Origin of the sequence: Pseudarthrobacter sp. SL88 (assembly GCF_026672455.1) — a bacterium.
Taxonomy (GTDB): Bacteria; Actinomycetota; Actinomycetes; order Actinomycetales; family Micrococcaceae; genus Arthrobacter.
In genome coordinates this window covers 2,239,373-2,255,703 of the sequence record NZ_JAPPRD010000001.1, presented here as the reverse complement: position 1 = coordinate 2,255,703, position 16,331 = coordinate 2,239,373, and the positions used below count along the sequence as shown (strand labels likewise).

The following is a 16,331-nucleotide window of genomic DNA, read 5'->3' as shown; positions in this document are numbered from 1 at the left end:
GTGCGCGTCCTGCGCCGGTGACTGCTCAACGGTTAAACAACTGCAGGTTCAAATTTACCCTGAAACCGCCGGACTTTCTACGTTGGGTAGAACACGTGGCGCGCTGGGCGGTTTGGCGCCATGCTGGTAACGGGCGGGGCGTTTTCCGTCGGACAGCAAGTTGTTCTACACTCTGTAGAAGTTGAACTTCTACGAAACGTAGAAGTTTGAGTTGGCCTAGAGTAGGGACCCGCGTTGGACGCCTTGGAAATCGCACGCTGGCAATTCGGCATCACCACCGTCTACCACTTCATGATGGTCCCGCTGACCATCGGCCTGGGCCTGGTGGTGGCCGTCATCCAGACGGCCTGGCACCGCACCGGCAAGCCTGAGTATCTGCGGATGACCAAGTTCTGGGGCAAGCTCTTCCTCATCAACTTCATCATGGGCGTGGCCACCGGCATCGTCCAGGAGTTCCAGTTCGGCATGGCCTGGAGCGAATACAGCCGGTTCGTCGGCGATGTGTTCGGCGCGCCGCTGGCCCTGGAAGCCCTGCTGGCCTTCTTTGTGGAGTCCACCTTCCTGGGACTGTGGATTTTTGGCTGGAAGCAGCTGAAACCGGGCATCCACCTGGCCTGCCTCTGGGTGGCGGTGATCGGATCGGTCTTCTCCGCCTACTTCATCATCGTGGCCAACAGCTGGATGCAGCACCCGGTGGGCGTCGAAATGATCGACGGGCGTCCGGTCATGACCGACGCCTGGGCCGTCTTCACCAACAACACCGCCCTCGTTGCCGTCCCGCACACGATCTTCGGCGCCCTTGCGGTGGCCGGTGGCTTCCTGCTCGGCATTGCCTGGTACCACCTGTGGCGCCGGCGCCGCGACGGCATCGACACCACGGGTGCCGACGGCAAGGTCATTCCCGGCGAGTCCACCACGATCCCCGGCCGTGACCGGGCAGACCACAGCGTCTGGATCCGGTCCCTGCGCATCGGCGCGGTGGTAGCCATGATCTCCTTCGCAGGAACCGCTCTCACCGGGGACCTGCAGGGCAAGCTCATGTTCGAACAGCAGCCCATGAAGATGGCTGCAGCGGAAGCGGCCTGCCACGACGGCACCGGGTTCTCCGTGCTGAGCATCGGCAACATCGGATCCCAGAACTGTGACGACATCGTGGCCGTCATCGAGGTCCCCGGAATCCTGTCCTTCCTGGCCAAGGGCGACTTCACCACCGAGGTGAAGGGCGTGAACACGCTGCTGCCCGAGTACAAGGAAAACTACGGCACCCACCTGCCGGACAACCCCATCTACGGTGAGCGTGCCGGCCAGGAAATTGAGTACCTGCCGGTCATGGAAGTCACCTATTGGGGCTTCCGGATGATGATCGGCTTCGGCGGACTCGCCGCGCTGGCGGCCGTGGTTGCCCTGTGGCTGACCCGGAAGGGCACAGTGCCGGAATCGCCGTGGCTTATGCGCCTTGCCGTCTTCGGCATCCTTGCCCCGTTCGGCGCCAACGCCGCTGGCTGGATCTTCACCGAGATGGGCCGGCAGCCGTTCGTGGTTGCCCCCAACCCCGATCCCAGCGGCATCGACCAGGTGTTCATGTTCACGGCCGCGGCCGTCTCACCCGGGGTTTCCGCGGGCGAGCTGATGGCTTCCCTGGTCACCCTCACAGCGGTCTACGCCGTGCTGCTGGTGGTGGAGGTCAAGCTGCTGGTGAAGTACATCCGCGGCGGTGTGGTGTCCGCCATGCCCGAACTGGCCCATGTCCCCGCCGACGAGAACGAGGACGAAACGCCGGGCTCCGGCGGACCGGGCGGCGCCAAGCCCGCCGACGACGTCCTGGCCTTCGCGTACTAAGAGCAGAGGAATTCGACAATGGAACTGCTGCCCACCATTTGGTTCATCGCCATTGCGGTGCTGTGGACCGGCTACCTCTTCCTTGAGGGCTTTGACCTCGGCGTGGGGATGCTGATGAAGATCTTCGCGCGGAACAACACCGAACGCCGGGTCCTGCTGAACACGGTCGGCCCAGTCTGGGACGGCAACGAGGTCTGGCTGCTGACCGCCGGCGGTGCCACGTTTGCGGCGTTCCCACTCTGGTACGCCTCCCTGTTCTCGGCCCTCTACCTGCCCCTCCTGGTGGTCCTCGTTGCGCTGATCTTCCGCGCCGTAGCCTTCGAGTACCGCGGCAAAGTGGATACGGACCGCTGGCGTGCCCGGTGGGACTGGGCCATTGCCCTGGGATCCTTTTTCGCCGCCTTCGGGGTTGGAGCCGCGCTGGCCCTGACCACCACCGGCCTGCCCCTGAATGCCAACGGCGACCGCGAAGGCGGCCCCTTTGCCTGGTTCAGCGGCTACGCCGTACTGGGCGGCGTGGCCGTGGTGGGCTTCTCGCTGGTCCACGCGCTGGCCTTCCTTGCACTGAAGACCGACGGCGAGGTGCGGCACCGTGCCCGCGCCTGGTTCGTGCGCCTGCTTCCGGTGCTGATCCTTCCCATCGCGGCCTGGGCGCTCAGCATCCAGTTCCTGGACGGCAAACCCTGGACCTGGGCCCTCGTGGTGCTCGCGGTGGCCGCCGCCGCCACCGCCTGGGTACTGGCCCGCGCCGGCGCCGAAGGCAGGGCGTTCCTGGCGCTCGGCGCTTTCCTGGTGCTCGGCACGGCCTCCATCTTCGGCGCCGTGTTCCCCGTGGTGCTGCCCTCCACCCTGGACACCGCCTTTGACCTGACCATCTCCAACGCCTCGTCCTCGGATTACACCCTGGGGCTCATGACCATCGTGGCCGCGTTCGGACTTCCGCTCGTGATTGCCTACCAGGCATGGACCTACTGGGTGTTCCGCCGAAGGGTCAGCACCGATTCCATTCCGGAGGCCCACAGCTTCCTGCCTGCCATCGCCGTCAAGGCGTTCACCACCAAGGGCTGACGTGCGGCCCATGCTCCCGCCGGGACCCGCCACCCGCTCCGCTGTCTACTGGCTTGGCCTGCTCGCAGCGCTGAAGGCACTCTCGCTCGTGCTGATGGGCCAGGCGGTGGCGGCCGCTCTTGCAGGACTGGCGGCCGGGGAAGCCGTACATCCGGACCAGATCACGCTGGGTATGGCCGGCGTCGTCCTGCGGTCCATCACCGTATGGGGGCAGGCCGTGGCCGCCCGCCGCGCCGCGCTTGGCATCAAGGAGGAACTGCGGGCCGGGCTCCTGGAGCGGACGCTGCGCAACGGGGTACGCGAAACCGGTCCGGCGGACGGTGGCCTCGCCGTGCTGGCCACCCGCGGCCTGGACGCGCTGGACAGCTACTACACCCAGTTCCTGCCGGCGCTCGTGAACTGCGCCGCCGTGCCGCTGCTGCTCGGTGCGAGGATCCTTTTCGCGGACTGGGTCAGCGCGCTGGTGATCGTCCTGACCGTGCCCCTGGTCCCGCTGTTCATGGTGCTGATCGGCCGATACACGGAAGACAACGTGCGCGAGGCACAGGCGTCGCTGGCCAGGCTTTCGGCACACATGCTGGAACTCGCCAAGGGACTGCCCGTCCTGGTGGGCCTGGGCCGGGCCACGGCCCAGCGCAAAGCCCTCGAGGAGATCTCCGAGGAATACCGCTCGCGCACCATGGGGACCCTGCGGACCGCGTTCCTCTCCGCCCTGGCGCTGGAACTCATTGCCACTATCTCCGTGGCCGTGGTTGCCGTGTTCATCGGCGTGCGCCTGGTGCACGGCGACATGCCACTCGAAGCCGGGCTGCTGGCCCTGATCCTCGCGCCGGACTGCTACCTGCCGCTTCGTGAGCTGGGCACGGCGCACCACGCCAGCGACGACGGCCGGGTAGCCCTGGCCGGCGTCACCGCGGTCACGGACGCACCCGAGGCGAAGCCGCTGCCTGCCGTGCCGGCGGGAAGGCCAGGAGCACCGCTCACCGTCACCGGCCTCACCGTGACCTACCGCGGAAGGTCCCGCGCCGCCGTCGGACCCTTGACGTTTGAGGCGCCGCAGAGCCGGATCACCGCCTTGGACGGTCCCAGCGGTGCCGGCAAGAGCACGGTACTGGGCGTCCTGGCCGGCACCATCGGGGATGGGGCAGGGGCATCCGTTACCGGGACCGTGGCCGGGTTGGACCGGAACGCGGTGGCCTGGGTGCCGCAGCATCCCGTGCTGGTGGCCGACAGGGTGCTGGACGAAGTGATGCTCTACCTCGGTGCCAACCCCCGCAACGCCCGGGACGGTGCGCTGGCTGAGGAAACCGCCCGCGCCTGCCTCACCCGGGCGGGCGCCGGCCACCTGGCCGCGAATCACCCTGCGGAGCTGAGCCCCGGCGAGCTGCGGCGCGTTGCGCTGGCACGCGGGCTGGCGAGGATCGACGCCGGAGCAACAGTGCTCCTGCTCGATGAGCCCACCGCGCACCTGGACAGCGATTCAGCGCGGGCCGTGGAAGACGCCATCCACGGGCTGCGCGGGCAGGTCACCGTGATCCTGGTGGCCCATGAAGAGCGGACCCGCAGCCTCGCCGACGTGCTGGTGCCGGTCGCTGCCACGGCGCCGGAATCTACGCACCAGCCGGACACGGACACCGTGCCGGCACGGGTTTCTCCCGCCGGAGCAACCGGCCTTCCCGCGGCGGCTTCAGCGGCGCCGCCCGCGGCCAACCGGCCCGCCACCAAACCGCCCGCCGCGTCCCCGCGCGCTGACGACGCCAAGGCCGGAACCGCGGGCCGTTCCGGCGGAAGCGTCATGGGACTGCTGGCTCAGCTGCTGGCACCGGTACGGGGACGGTTCGCCGCGGCCGCCATCGTGGGCACCTTCGCAGCGGTCTTCGCGGTTGCGTTGTCCGGGTTGTCCGGCTGGCTGATTATCCGCGCCAGCGAGCAGCCACCCATCCTCTACCTGCTGACCGCCATTGTTGGCGTGCGCTTCTTCGGCATCGGCAGGGCGGTACTCCGGTACTGGGAACGGCTGCTGCTGCACGATGCCGTGTTCGCCGCGCTGACCAGGCTCAGGGGAAGGCTGTGGGCGTCACTGAGCCGCCGGGCCCTGGCCCTGCGCCGCCTCCTCCAGGGCGGGAACGTGCTGGGCACCGTGATCGACGACGTCGACACGGTCCGGGACCTCCTGCCCCGGGTGGTGCTGCCCCCCGTCACGGCCGTGGCGGTCGCCGTTTTGGCGGTGGGAACCACCTGGCTGGTGGTCCCGCCGGCACTGCCTGCGGTACTAGCCGCCTCCGCTGCCAGCCTGGTGCTGGCGCCCGCGCTTGCGCTCTGGGGCGACCGGAAGTCGGCGACGGCAGAGCAGGTGCTGCGCTCCGGCGTGCTTCGCCGCATCTCGGCTGCGCTGGATGCCCGGGCGGAGCTGTCCGCCAACGGTGTGGCGCCGCGGGTGCTGGACGGACTCCGCGGCGAAGACCGCAGTGCCACCCACGCCTCCCAGCGTTCGGCCTGGGCAGAGGGCCTGGGCCACGCGGTCACCGCTGCCGCCTGCGGTGCCGCAGCGCTCGCCAGCGCGTGGCTGGCAGCCCCCGCCGTCCTGGACGGACGCATCGGCCCGGCCACGGCCGCCGTCGTAGTCCTGCTGCTGCTGGCCCTGGTGGAACCCTACTCGGCGATGACGACTGCGGTGCGCCAGTTCCCGGCCCTGCGCGCGGTCCTGCAGCGCGTGGCTTCGTCCGGGGCGCTGGACGCGTCCGGCGTTCGGGACGACGACGGCGGCACCACAGACGGGCTGCAGCCAGTGCCGGCGCGTGACGGTGGCCGTCCCGGGCTGGAGCTGGCGGACCTCGCGGCGGCGTGGCCTGGCGGCGAACCGGTCTTTACCGGTCTCAATGCGGTTGCGGGGCCCGGGCATTGGCTGGCGGTCACAGGCCCGTCTGGTTCCGGGAAGTCAACGCTGCTCTCGGTCCTGCTGGGATTCCTGCCGCCGGCCGCAGGAAGTGCCCGGGTGTCCGGCGGGGTGGCGTGGTGCCCGCAGGAGGCCCACCTCTTCGACTCGACCATCCGCGGTAACCTCCTGCTGGGGCGCGCCGCGGCGGGTCCGGACAGCCGGGGACAGGGCACCCCTGGACAGGACAAACCGGGGGAGAGCGCGACCGAACGGGACATGGCAGCGGTGATTGCCGCCGTCGGCCTCATCGGCCTGATGGAACGGCTGCCCGCGGGACTGGATACGCGGATCGGTCCCGGTGGCGCTTTCCTCAGTGGCGGCGAACGCCAGCGCCTCGCGGTAGCCCGCACCCTGATGACCGGTGCCGAGGTGATCCTGCTGGACGAGCCCACCGCGCACCTGGACGCCGAATCGGCCAGGGCCATGCTGCACGACCTGAGGGACGGCCTGCGGGACCGGACAGTAGTGCTGGTAACCCACCACGCCGCCGATATCCAGGCCGGGGACGTTCGGTTGGCGCTCGCGCCGACTGGGGAACGCCGGGAGCCTGTTCGGGCAGCCGCGGGGCTGCGGGCCTGACGCCGGCGCGGCCGGGAGCCGGCGGAACTATCCGTCGACGTCGTGCAGGTGGTGGATGACGTCGTGCAGGAAGTAGCGCGCGAGCGTCAGGACCGTGAACTCGGAACCGTTGCTGCGAAGTCCCTTGCGGTCCCATTCGGATTCGCGGACCCCGGCGAAGGACTCCGCCACCTGCTGGCCTTCGGCGGCCAGCTCGGTGTTCACCACTGCCGGATCGGCGTTGGCATAGTCCTTCTCGATGGCGGTCAGGTCCTGGTCCCAGTTCTCAAACTTTGCGTCGTCGGAGTCCAGCATCAGGTTCAGGCGCTGGTCGAACAGGCTGAACACATCGCGCACGTGGCAGGCGTACTCCAGCGCAGACCAGGTGTTGTCATCGGGGCGCTCGGCGACCTCCGGCCGGCGCAGGACGGCCCGCCACCGGGGCAGCATGTTTTCGATGGTGCCGGGGACCGTTGCCGGTGTGGTGGTGGAGGGGTCGAACGAGCACTCGGGGCAGGGGCGGTCCAGGACCCAGGTCCAGTCCTTCTCATCAGGCACGATAGGCATGGGAGCAGTCTAAGCGGAGAGCTGTTACATTGGCCGTTCGCGGCGCCCGCGCCACGGGACCCGGATGCGGCATGTCCAGCTCAAGAGGCCGGCAGGCTCAGCATCTGTTGCCTGGTCCGGGCCCATCGACCCACCGGAAAGTACACGCAATCAAGCACCCGGACTCTGCACGGTTCCTCGCGGCCTACGATTCCCAACTGCGCCTCGCCCCCGAAGTGGCCGGCGCCAGGTCAGTGCTCCCGCTCGGCCCGCTGCGGCTCGCCACGTTCGACGGCGGCCGCGGGTTCGTCACCTACGCCGGCCTTGGCGGGGCGTCCGCGGCCACTGTCGCGGAATGCGTGGACCAGGCCGTGGCGCACTTCCGCGCGGACCCAGCGGTCCAGTCCGTGGAGTGGAAAACCCGCGGGCACGATGCCACGCCAGGCCTGCACGGGGCACTGCTGGCCCACGGTTTCGTGCCCGCCGACGCCGAATCGATCATGATTGGCGCCGCTGCCGCCCTGGTGGCGGACGTTCCCCTGCCACCCGGAGTGTGGCTTCGACAGGTCACCGGGCCAGCGGATGTCCGCGCCGTGAGCGCCATGCAGGATGTCGCTTTCGGGGACAGCATCTCGGAAGCGCGGGCCGAAGACCTTCTGCGGCGGTTGTCCGCCGGTGGTGGAACCGAGCTGTGGGCAGCAGGCCACGAGGGCTGCGTCGTCAGTGCCGGGCGCCTTGAACCGGTGGCGGGGACGGACTTCGCCGGCATCTGGGGCGGGGCCACCCTGGCGCCGTGGCGCGGGCAGGGCATTTACCGGGCCCTTACCGCACAGCGTGCCCGGTCCGCCCTGCGGCTCGGCAAGACCCTGATCCACAGCGACTCCACCGAATACTCGCGCCCCATTCTTGAGCGGTATGGTCTGGTCAAGGTCTCCACCACCACGCCGTACAACTGGAGCAGGGAAAACTGATCCGGCGCAGCGGTGGCGGGCGGGGCGGACTACGCCTCGGCGGCCTCCGGCCACGCCATCGCGGCCCCCACCACGTCCACGGCCTGGGACAAGGGGACACCGGAACCATCGCGGCGGCCGTGCTCCTGCGGAAGTGACCTGGCTACGCCTGCGGCCGAGGACGCCTTGGCCGGACCATGCCCGGCCCAAGCCAGCAGCAGCGTGTCCTCGCCCTTCAGGAACCGGTGCGCGCGCACCCCTGCGGTGGCACGGCCCTTCACCGGGTATTCGGAGAACGCGGTCACCTTCGCCGTGCCCGGGGCAGTCCCCGGTAGGGCGCCGTTGGTGCCGGCAATGGTCACCACGACGGCGGCCTCGTCCTGGGCGCGCACCGCGCCGAAGAATGTCACGCGGTCGCCCGCGGCAAGTTTGATGCCGGCCATTCCACCGGCCGTCCGGCCCTGCGGACGCACGGCGGAGGCGGCAAACTTCAACAGCTGGGCCTGGGCCGTCAGGAACACCAGTTCGGTATCATCAGCGGCAGCCGGTGCCACGCCTACCACGAAGTCCTTGTCCTTGAGCGCGATGACTTCCCAGTCCTCGCGGTTCAACGGGTAATCCGGCTGGACCCGCTTCACCACGCCCTGGGCGGTGCCGATGGCCAAAACCTCGTCCAGCGGGGCGAATGCCACCAGGGTTTCGCCCTTCAGCAGCGTCAGGAAGTCCTTCGCCGGGACACCACCGGCCATGTTGGGCAGGCCTGCCACGGGTGGCAGGACCGGCATGTCCATCACCTGGAGGCGGAGCATCCGGCCCTGGGAGGTGATGGCAGCGATCTCGCCGCGTGCCGAGGTCTTTACCACCGACGTGAACACGTCGTGCTTGTTCCGCGGGCCTGCCTCGGCCAGCGGTTCCTGGTTGCTGGTTCGCCCGATCTGCCCCGAGGCGGTCAGGATGGCCCAGCAGGGGTCGTCGGCGATCTCCAGGGCCAGGGGAGCAGGCTTGCCCTTCCTGCTGCCGGCAAGTTCTGCCGCAACGGTGGGGGAAACGGCTTCGGACTCCAGCAGGATGGTCCTGCGCGGGGTGCCGTGTTCCTCGGCAATCGCTGCGAGTTCATCGGACACCAGCGAACGGAGCAGTTCCTCGGAGTTGAGGATGGCTTCGAGTTCGGCGATCTCGCGGCGCAGCTGGTCCTGTTCCTTCTCCAGCTCGATCCGCGAGTATTTGGTCAGCTGGCGGAGCCGCAGTTCCAGGATGTAGTTGGCCTGGATCTCGGTGAGGTCGTAGATGGACATCAGGCGCTCACGGGCGGCGGCGGCCTCATCGGAGGACCGGATGATCTGGATGACCTCGTCGATGTCCACGATGGCGATGAGGAGGCCCTCTACCAGGTGCAGCCGGTCCTGCTTCTTGCCCAGCCGGAAGATGGTGCGGCGGCGGACAACGTCGATGCGGTGGTTGACGTAGACGGAGAGCAGGTCCACCAGGCCGAGGGTCTGCGGCTGCCCGTCCACCAGCGTGACGTTGTTGATGCCGAAGGAATCCTCCATCGGCGTGTACCGGTAGAGCTGCTGGAGCACGGCCGTGGGGTTGAATCCGTTCTTGAGCTCGATGACCAGGCGCAGTCCGTGCTTGCGGTCCGTCAGGTCCACGATGTCGCTGATGCCGGTCAGCTTCTTGGCGTTGACGGCGTCCTTGATCTTCTCGATGACCTTTTCGGGGCCAACCATGTACGGCAGTTCGGTGACCACCAGGCCGGTGCGGCGGGCCGAGAGCTGCTCCACTTCCACCTTGGCACGGGTCTTGAAGGACCCCCTGCCGGTGGCATACGCGTCACGGATGCCGTCCAGGCCCACGATCCGGCCGCCGCTGGGCAGGTCCGGGCCGGGAACGAAGCGCATGAGGTCTTCGAGCGTGGCGTCCGGGTTGGCGATCAGGTGCCTGGCCGCGGCGATGACTTCCACCAGGTTGTGCGGGGCCATGTTGGTGGCCATGCCCACGGCGATGCCGGTGGCGCCGTTGACCAGCAGGTTGGGGAAGGCCGCCGGAAGGACGTCCGGCTGAGTGAGCTGGTTGTCGTAGTTGGGGACGAAGTCCACCACGTCTTCATCGAGGTGGTTGGTGAGTGTGAGGGCAGCGGGCGCCAGCCTCGCCTCGGTGTACCGCGGAGCTGCAGGGCCGTCGTCGAGCGATCCGAAGTTGCCGTGCCCGTCGATCAGGGGCAAACGCAGCGAGAAGTCCTGCGCCATGCGCACCATGGCGTCGTAGATGGCGGCGTCACCGTGCGGGTGCAGCTTACCCATGACTTCGCCCACCACCCGGGCGCTCTTGACGTGCCCGCGGTCCGGCCGCAGGCCCATATCGCTCATCATGTACAGGATGCGTCGCTGCACCGGCTTCAACCCGTCGCGGGCGTCGGGCAATGCCCGCGAGTAGATCACGGAGTACGCGTACTCCAGGAACGAACCCTCCATCTCGGAAGTGACGTCGATGTCGACGATGTTCTCCGTGAAGGGAGTGGTGTCCGCGACGGGTGCTGGGCTTTGGCGGCGGGCCATGGGGGTGGTGAATCCTTCGGTTACTGGGGTTGCCGGGCAGGGTGCTGCTGCGCTGCGGCAGTTTTTGGCTAGGCTAAGCCTATGGTGGATCAGCCCGGGGACGGCGAATATCCGGAACATTGGGAAGCCGATGTCGTCCTGCGCGACGGCGGGACAGCCCATTTGCGGCCCATCCATCCGTCCGATGCGGAGGCCATCCAGACCTTCCATACCGGACAGTCGCAGAATTCAATTTACATGCGCTTCTTCGCCTTCAAGGCACGGCTGTCAGCCAAGGAGCTCAAGCGGTTCACCGAAGTGGACTACAAGGACCGGGTGGCGTTCGTCATCACCATGCGCGGGGAAATCATCGGGATCGGCCGCTACGACCGGCTGGATGATCCCACCGAGGCCGAGGTTGCCTTCAACATCGCCGACGCGCACCAGGGCCGCGGAATCGGCTCCATCCTGCTCGAACACCTCGCCGCCGCCGCCCACGAAAACGGGATCCAGCGCTTCAGCGCCGAGGTGCTGCCCGAGAACCGCAAAATGCTCATGGTCTTCTCGGATGCCGGCTATGACGTCAAACGCCACTTCGACGACGGCGTCGTCAGCCTCGAATTCAACATCGACCCCACCGAAAAGTCCCGGGCCGTGATGGAATCCCGCGAGCACCGCGCCGAGGCCAGGAGCGTGCGGGACCTGCTGACGCCATCGTCCGTGGCCGTCATCGGCGCCAGCCGCAAGTGGGGGACCGTGGGCTACCAACTGCTGGAGCACATCGTGGAAGGCGGCTTTCCCGGGCCCGTCTACGCCATTAATCCCGAGGCGCTGGAACTGGCCGGCATGCTGTCCTACGGGCGGCTGACCGAAGTACCCAAGCCCGTGCAGCTCGCTGTGATCGCCGTGCCGTACGAGGAGGTTCCCTCCGTGGTGGAGGACTGCGCCGCCGCCGGCGTCAAAGGCCTGGTGATCGCCTCGGCAGGTTTCGCGGACGACGGCGAACGCGGCCTCCAGCGGCAGCGGAACCTTGTGCGCCAGGCGCGCGCGAGCGGGATGCGGGTCATCGGCCCGGCGTCCCTGGGCATCATCAACACGCACCCCGAGGTCCGTCTCAACGCCTCCATGGCGCCCACCCTGCCGCGCCGTGGCGGGCTGGGGCTGTTCAGCCAGTCGGCAGCCATTGGCGTCTCCCTGTACGCTGCGGCCAGCCGCCGGCGCCTCGGCATGTCGACGTTCCTCTCGGCCGGGAACCGCGCCGACGTATCCGGCAACGACATCATGCAGTACTGGGAAGACGATGCGGACACCTCCGCCGTGGGCCTCTACCTGGAATCGATCGGCAACCCCCGCAAGTTCTCTCGCATCGCCCGCCGCCTGGCCCGCACCAAACCGGTGATCGTAGCCAAATCCGACACCATGGGCCTGCGCCTGCCGCCGGGCCACGCCGTCCGCACCACCCAGGCGCCAGGCGGGGCGCTGGACTCCATGCTGCGCCAGTCCGGCGTCATCCGCGTCGAAACCATCGAGCAGCTGGCGGACGTGGCCCAGGTCGTCGCGGGCCAGCCGTTGCCAGCCGGGCCCGGCCTGGCCATCCTCAGCAACTCCCAGGCGCTGGGCAAGGTAGTGGCGGACAGTGCAGCAGACCACGGCCTCAGCGTGGAGCAGCTGGTGACGGGGGTAGACCTCGATGCCGGCCGCTCGGTGGCCTTGCCCGCCCTGCGCGCAGCGCTTCTCGAGGCGCTGCGCCCGGCGCACGTCCATGCCGCCGTCGCAGCACTCCTGCCGGCCCGCGGACTCACAGTGGACAGCATCGCGGAATCGCTGGCGGACGTCTCCGCCGAGGCCGGCAAGCCCGTGGTGGCGGCATTCACCGGCATCCTTGACGACTCCGTCTACGTTGAAGGCATGGTGGGGGCCGCGGACAAGGCCGTACCGTGCTTCTCCAACCCCGGCGCGGCCGTGGCAGCGCTCGCCGCCGTGGTGAGGTACTCGGAATGGGTGTCACGGGACCACGGCCACTTCGTGGAACCTTCGGGCTGCGATCCCGCCCGTGCCCGCGCCGAGCTCGAAGTCCAGCTCCGCGACGTCAGGGGGGAGCAGCTCAAGCAGCTGGACCCCGCAGCGGCCGCGTCCCTGCTGGGGCACTACGGCATTTCCGTACTGCCGTCTGCGGCCTTTGACACCCCTGACGAAGCGGTGGAAGCCGCCGAGGCTCTTGGCTGGCCGGTGGCGGTGAAGACGACGGACCCCGCCCTGCGGCACAGGCTCGATCTGGGCGGCGTCCGCCTGGACATCCAGGACGCCGAGTCGCTGCGCCGGGATGTGCTCCAGATGCGCCGTGCCCTTGCCCTCTACGGCGACCCGGCCCTGGAGGTGCAGTCCATGGCACCGGTAGGCCAGGCGTGCACGTTCCGGGCCATTGAGGACCCGCTGCTGGGGCCGGTCATCTCCTTCGGCCTGGCGGGCGACGCTGTGAACCTCCTGGACGACTGGTCGCACCGGGTACCGCCGCTGTCCGCCGCGGACGTCCACGACTTCATCCGGGCGCCCCGGGCGGCGCGGAAGCTTTTTGGCTACCAGGGCCTTCCCGCCGTCGACGTTTCCGCCCTGGAGGACCTGGCAGGCCGGCTGGCCTGGATGAAGGACAACCACCCCGAAATCGCTTTGGTGGAGTTCAACCCGGTGCTCTGCGGGACGAGCGGGGCAACCATCCTGGCGGCCGACGTCCGGATCGGGAACGCCGCACAACGCACGGACAGCGCACGGCGGGCAATGCGGGGCTGACACTGCGTCGATCCACGGGCTTGCCGGCCGCGTCATCTGCCGGTTTGTCTCTGCCGCATCCCTTTCCCCATGCGCTGCCACATTGCTAACTTGTCCTTCGCTTCTCCTGTGATTGCTGTTCGTTTGTCCGCTGCGGGGAGCGGGCGGTTGGCAAAGTAAGCAGCGCATCTGTGAAAATGGAGGAATGAGCTCCCAGCCTCCCGCCTCGGCGCCTGAAACGCCCGGTAACGAAGACCAGGCCATCCGCCACCACAGCTCACACAGCCACGGTTCCCAGGGCCAAAGCCTGGAAGGTGCCCTCCAAAAGGCAGGTTTCTATCCGCGCCTCGTGGCAGATGTGGTGGATGACGCCCTGGACGGCCGCGACTGCGTGGCGCACCTGGTGCACCTGGAAACCCACTTTGACCGTGCGGAGGTCCGCCGGCACATCACGGTGCTGGTCCTCACGGCGGACATGCTGGTGATCACGCACGTGGACGACCAGCAGCTGGATGAGGCAGGCGAGCAGATCGTTGCCCAGATCTCCACGGAGTCCGTTCCCGTGGCCCAGATCCGTTCGGTGGTCCTCAGCTACATGTATGCCCAGCCGCAGAACTACAAGCCGTCCGATCCCGTGCGGGAGCTGACACTGTCCATCGCCTGGTCCGGTGGCCAGCGCCTGGATATGGGCCCTGCCAGCTGCGGCGATCCCCAATGCGAAGCAGACCACGGCTATACCGGCACGATTGCGCAGGAGGACATCGTCCTGCGGATCAGCGCGGAGGCCGACGGGCTGCAGGCAGTCCAGGACGCGAAGCTCTTTGCCCGGGCCCTGCGGGCCGTCAATACCGGGTCCACTTCGCCCGTACCCCACGTGCAGTCACTGCCGCCCCGGCCGCGCGCCGGCGTGTTCGGCACGCGCCTCAGCCGCGGCCACCAGCAGCGCTGATGCCCGAAGAGCGCCCCCAGGTACCCCCAGCCGCCCCTGCAAATGCCGCCGCACTGGCCGGACCGGCGTCGGACCTTCCCCCGGCACCGGCCTACGGACACCGTTCCGTCGCCGAGGTGCTGACCAGCGCCGCCGCCAGCCTCGGAATCGGCGGGTTTGAGAACACGCTGAAGCTGCCGCCGTCGCAGCGGGTTTGCGTTGTGGTGGCCGACGGCCTGGGCCGGAACCTGCTCAAGCAGAAGTCCGCCCACACCCCGTTCCTACGCTCGGTCATCCAGGCCGGGCAGGGCTTGGTGCCCGTCTGGCTCGACTCCGCGTTTCCTTCCACCACCGCCGCAGCCCTGTCCAGCCTTGGCACCGGCCTGCCGCCCGGCCAGCACGGCATGGTGGGCTACGACGTGCTCGACCCGCAACAGGACAAGGTGGTCAACCTGCTGGGGAACTGGGACCCGGGAGTAGACCCCAACGACTGGCAGCCCCACCCCACGGTGCTCGAACGGGCGGCCGAACATGCCGACGTCACCACCATCAGCCTGCCGCAGTTCGCGGATTCGCCCATGACCCGTGCAGCCCTGCGCGGTGGGCGGTTCATCTCCGGCACCACATCCCATGCGCGCACCGCAGCCGCAGCGGATGCCATGTCCGGCAGCGGGCCATCGCTGATGTACTTCTACCTGAACGAACTGGACAAAGCCGGGCACCGCTACGGCTGCCAGTCCCAGCAGTGGGAACACCAGCTCGAGGAACTCGACGCCACCGTCAAGCGGCTCAGCACCTCGCTTCCGGCCGGGACCACCATTCTCCTGACCGCTGACCACGGAATGCTGGACGTGCCGGAACCGCACCGGATAGATTACTCCGCCGAGCCCGCACTGGTGGAAGGCGTACGGCACACCGCCGGCGAACCCCGCATGGTCCACCTCTACCTCGAGGAGACGGCCGGAACAGCGGGCCGGGACCGGCTGCTGACCGCATGGCGGAACCGGTTCGGCAGCAAGGTCTGGGCTTTCACCCGGGACGAAGCCGTGGCCGCCGGCCTCTTCGGTGCGGTGCGGCCTGCCGTCGAAGGCAGGATTGGCGACGTGATGATCGCAGCCCGGGATTCCCTGGCGCTCTACGATACCCGGCGCAGCCGCCCCACCGCCATGGAAGTGGTGGGCCAGCACGGGTCTCTGACCAAGGCGGAACGCGAGGTTCCTCTGCTCTGCCTGACCGCTGGCGGCGGCAAGGGTGGCCGCCGCCGTGGCTGAACTTGTCTTCTTCTCCGGCACGATGGACTGCGGCAAGTCCACCCTCGCGTTGCAGATGGACCACAACCACCGGGTCAGGGGCCGCGGCGGCGTTCGGTTCAGCCGGAACGACCGTGCCGGTGAGTCACGGATCTCCAGCCGCCTGGGCCTGGAAACGGACGCCGTCGAGGTGGTGGACGGCACGGATTTCTGGGAGGAAGTCATGCGCCGGCGCACCCACGGCCAGCGCGTCGACTACCTGATCTGCGATGAAGCACAGTTCTACACGCCCGAGCAGGTAGAGCAGCTCGCCAAAGTGGTGGATGAGATCGACGTGGATGTTTTCGCGTTCGGGATCACGGCCGACTTCCGGACCAGGCTGTTTCCGGGCTCGCAGCGGCTGATCGAACTCGCTGACCGCGTCCAGGTCCTGCAGGTTGAGGCTTTGTGCTGGTGCGGGCGCCGCGCCACACACAATGCCAGGACGGTCGACGGCGTCATGGTCACCGAGGGCGCCCAGGTAGTGGTGGGAGACGTGGACATGGCAGTGGACGGAGCCGTTGCTGCCGCTGGCCACCACGTCCCGGTGGTGGGGTATGAGACTCTCTGCAGGCGGCACTTCATGCGGCGTGTCACCGCCCACGGGGCCAACCTGATGGCTGAGCAGGACCAGCTCCTGCCGTTCGACGTTGACGCATGCCTCTGGCACGGATCCGGGGGACCGGCCGCGGGGACCGGGGCCTAGCTCCTTCCGTTGCCCTTCCCGGACGCGGAACCGGGACCGCCTTGAGTGGGGTCCGTCCGGGGTGGCTGTACGTTCCGGCAGCAATGGCAGACCCTCGCGCGATGATGCCTGTATGGGAAACGCAGTGGTTGGGGCAGTGGTGATGGAGGGTCTTCGGGCTTCTGTGGCCAGTCTTGACGCGCTCTTCCTGAGGGACGCCGGGCTGG

10 protein-coding genes are annotated in these 16,331 nt (G+C 68.4%); 8 read left to right on the top strand and 2 right to left on the bottom strand.

The genetic code is table 11. The annotated features are described in order from the left end of the window. Nucleotides 1-234: 234 nt before the first annotated feature. Genes OVA06_RS10290 through cydD form a run of 3 tightly spaced genes read left to right on the top strand, consistent with a single transcriptional unit; the run spans nucleotide 235 to nucleotide 6,424 of the window. Nucleotides 235-1,839: a cytochrome ubiquinol oxidase subunit I gene (locus OVA06_RS10290; RefSeq protein ID WP_056084741.1), complete on the top strand. Its 1,605-nt coding sequence runs from the start codon at nucleotides 235-237 to the stop codon at nucleotides 1,837-1,839. Nucleotides 1,840-1,857: 18 nt separating this feature from the next. Continuing rightward, nucleotides 1,858-2,907, top strand: a complete 1,050-nt coding sequence (cydB, locus tag OVA06_RS10285; protein ID WP_056084738.1) for a cytochrome d ubiquinol oxidase subunit II — start codon at nucleotides 1,858-1,860, stop codon at nucleotides 2,905-2,907. 1 nt (nucleotide 2,908) lies between these two features. Further along, entirely contained in the window at nucleotides 2,909-6,424 is a 3,516-nt protein-coding gene (gene cydD / locus OVA06_RS10280) for a thiol reductant ABC exporter subunit CydD (protein ID WP_442793539.1), read from the top strand. A 27-nt stretch (nucleotides 6,425-6,451) separates the two neighbouring features. Here cydD and OVA06_RS10275 read toward each other — a convergent pair whose 3' ends face one another. Further along, complete coding sequence (locus OVA06_RS10275) at nucleotides 6,452-6,970, bottom strand: DinB family protein (RefSeq protein ID WP_056084732.1); 519 nt, start codon at nucleotides 6,968-6,970, stop codon at nucleotides 6,452-6,454. A gap of 149 nt (nucleotides 6,971-7,119) precedes the next feature. On the opposite strand from OVA06_RS10275, the gene OVA06_RS10270 reads away from it, so the two are divergent. Continuing rightward, nucleotides 7,120-7,920 (top strand): GNAT family N-acetyltransferase, encoded by an 801-nt coding sequence (locus tag OVA06_RS10270; protein ID WP_268160748.1) that lies wholly within the window; start codon nucleotides 7,120-7,122, stop codon nucleotides 7,918-7,920. A gap of 29 nt (nucleotides 7,921-7,949) precedes the next feature. Here OVA06_RS10270 and OVA06_RS10265 read toward each other — a convergent pair whose 3' ends face one another. Continuing rightward, the gene (locus OVA06_RS10265) at nucleotides 7,950-10,457 is read right to left on the bottom strand and encodes a DNA gyrase/topoisomerase IV subunit A (protein ID WP_268158073.1); all 2,508 of its coding nucleotides are present in this window, start codon (nucleotides 10,455-10,457) and stop codon (nucleotides 7,950-7,952) included. An 81-nt stretch (nucleotides 10,458-10,538) separates the two neighbouring features. Between OVA06_RS10265 and OVA06_RS10260 the strand changes: the two genes are divergently transcribed. The 4 genes from OVA06_RS10260 (at nucleotide 10,539) to OVA06_RS10245 (ending at nucleotide 16,125) form a co-directional block, all read left to right on the top strand. Continuing rightward, on the top strand, nucleotides 10,539-13,223 hold the full coding sequence (locus OVA06_RS10260) for a bifunctional acetate--CoA ligase family protein/GNAT family N-acetyltransferase (protein WP_268158071.1): 2,685 nt from the start codon (nucleotides 10,539-10,541) through the stop codon (nucleotides 13,221-13,223). A gap of 184 nt (nucleotides 13,224-13,407) precedes the next feature. After that, nucleotides 13,408-14,151 (top strand): DUF5998 family protein, encoded by a 744-nt coding sequence (locus OVA06_RS10255; protein WP_056084721.1) that lies wholly within the window; start codon nucleotides 13,408-13,410, stop codon nucleotides 14,149-14,151. Further along, the gene (locus OVA06_RS10250; RefSeq protein ID WP_268158069.1) at nucleotides 14,151-15,401 is read left to right on the top strand and encodes an alkaline phosphatase family protein; all 1,251 of its coding nucleotides are present in this window, start codon (nucleotides 14,151-14,153) and stop codon (nucleotides 15,399-15,401) included. The genes OVA06_RS10255 and OVA06_RS10250 overlap by 1 nt, the downstream gene beginning before the upstream one ends. After that, the gene (locus OVA06_RS10245) at nucleotides 15,394-16,125 is read left to right on the top strand and encodes a thymidine kinase (protein WP_056084845.1); all 732 of its coding nucleotides are present in this window, start codon (nucleotides 15,394-15,396) and stop codon (nucleotides 16,123-16,125) included. The genes OVA06_RS10250 and OVA06_RS10245 overlap by 8 nt, the downstream gene beginning before the upstream one ends. Nucleotides 16,126-16,331 lie beyond the last annotated feature (206 nt).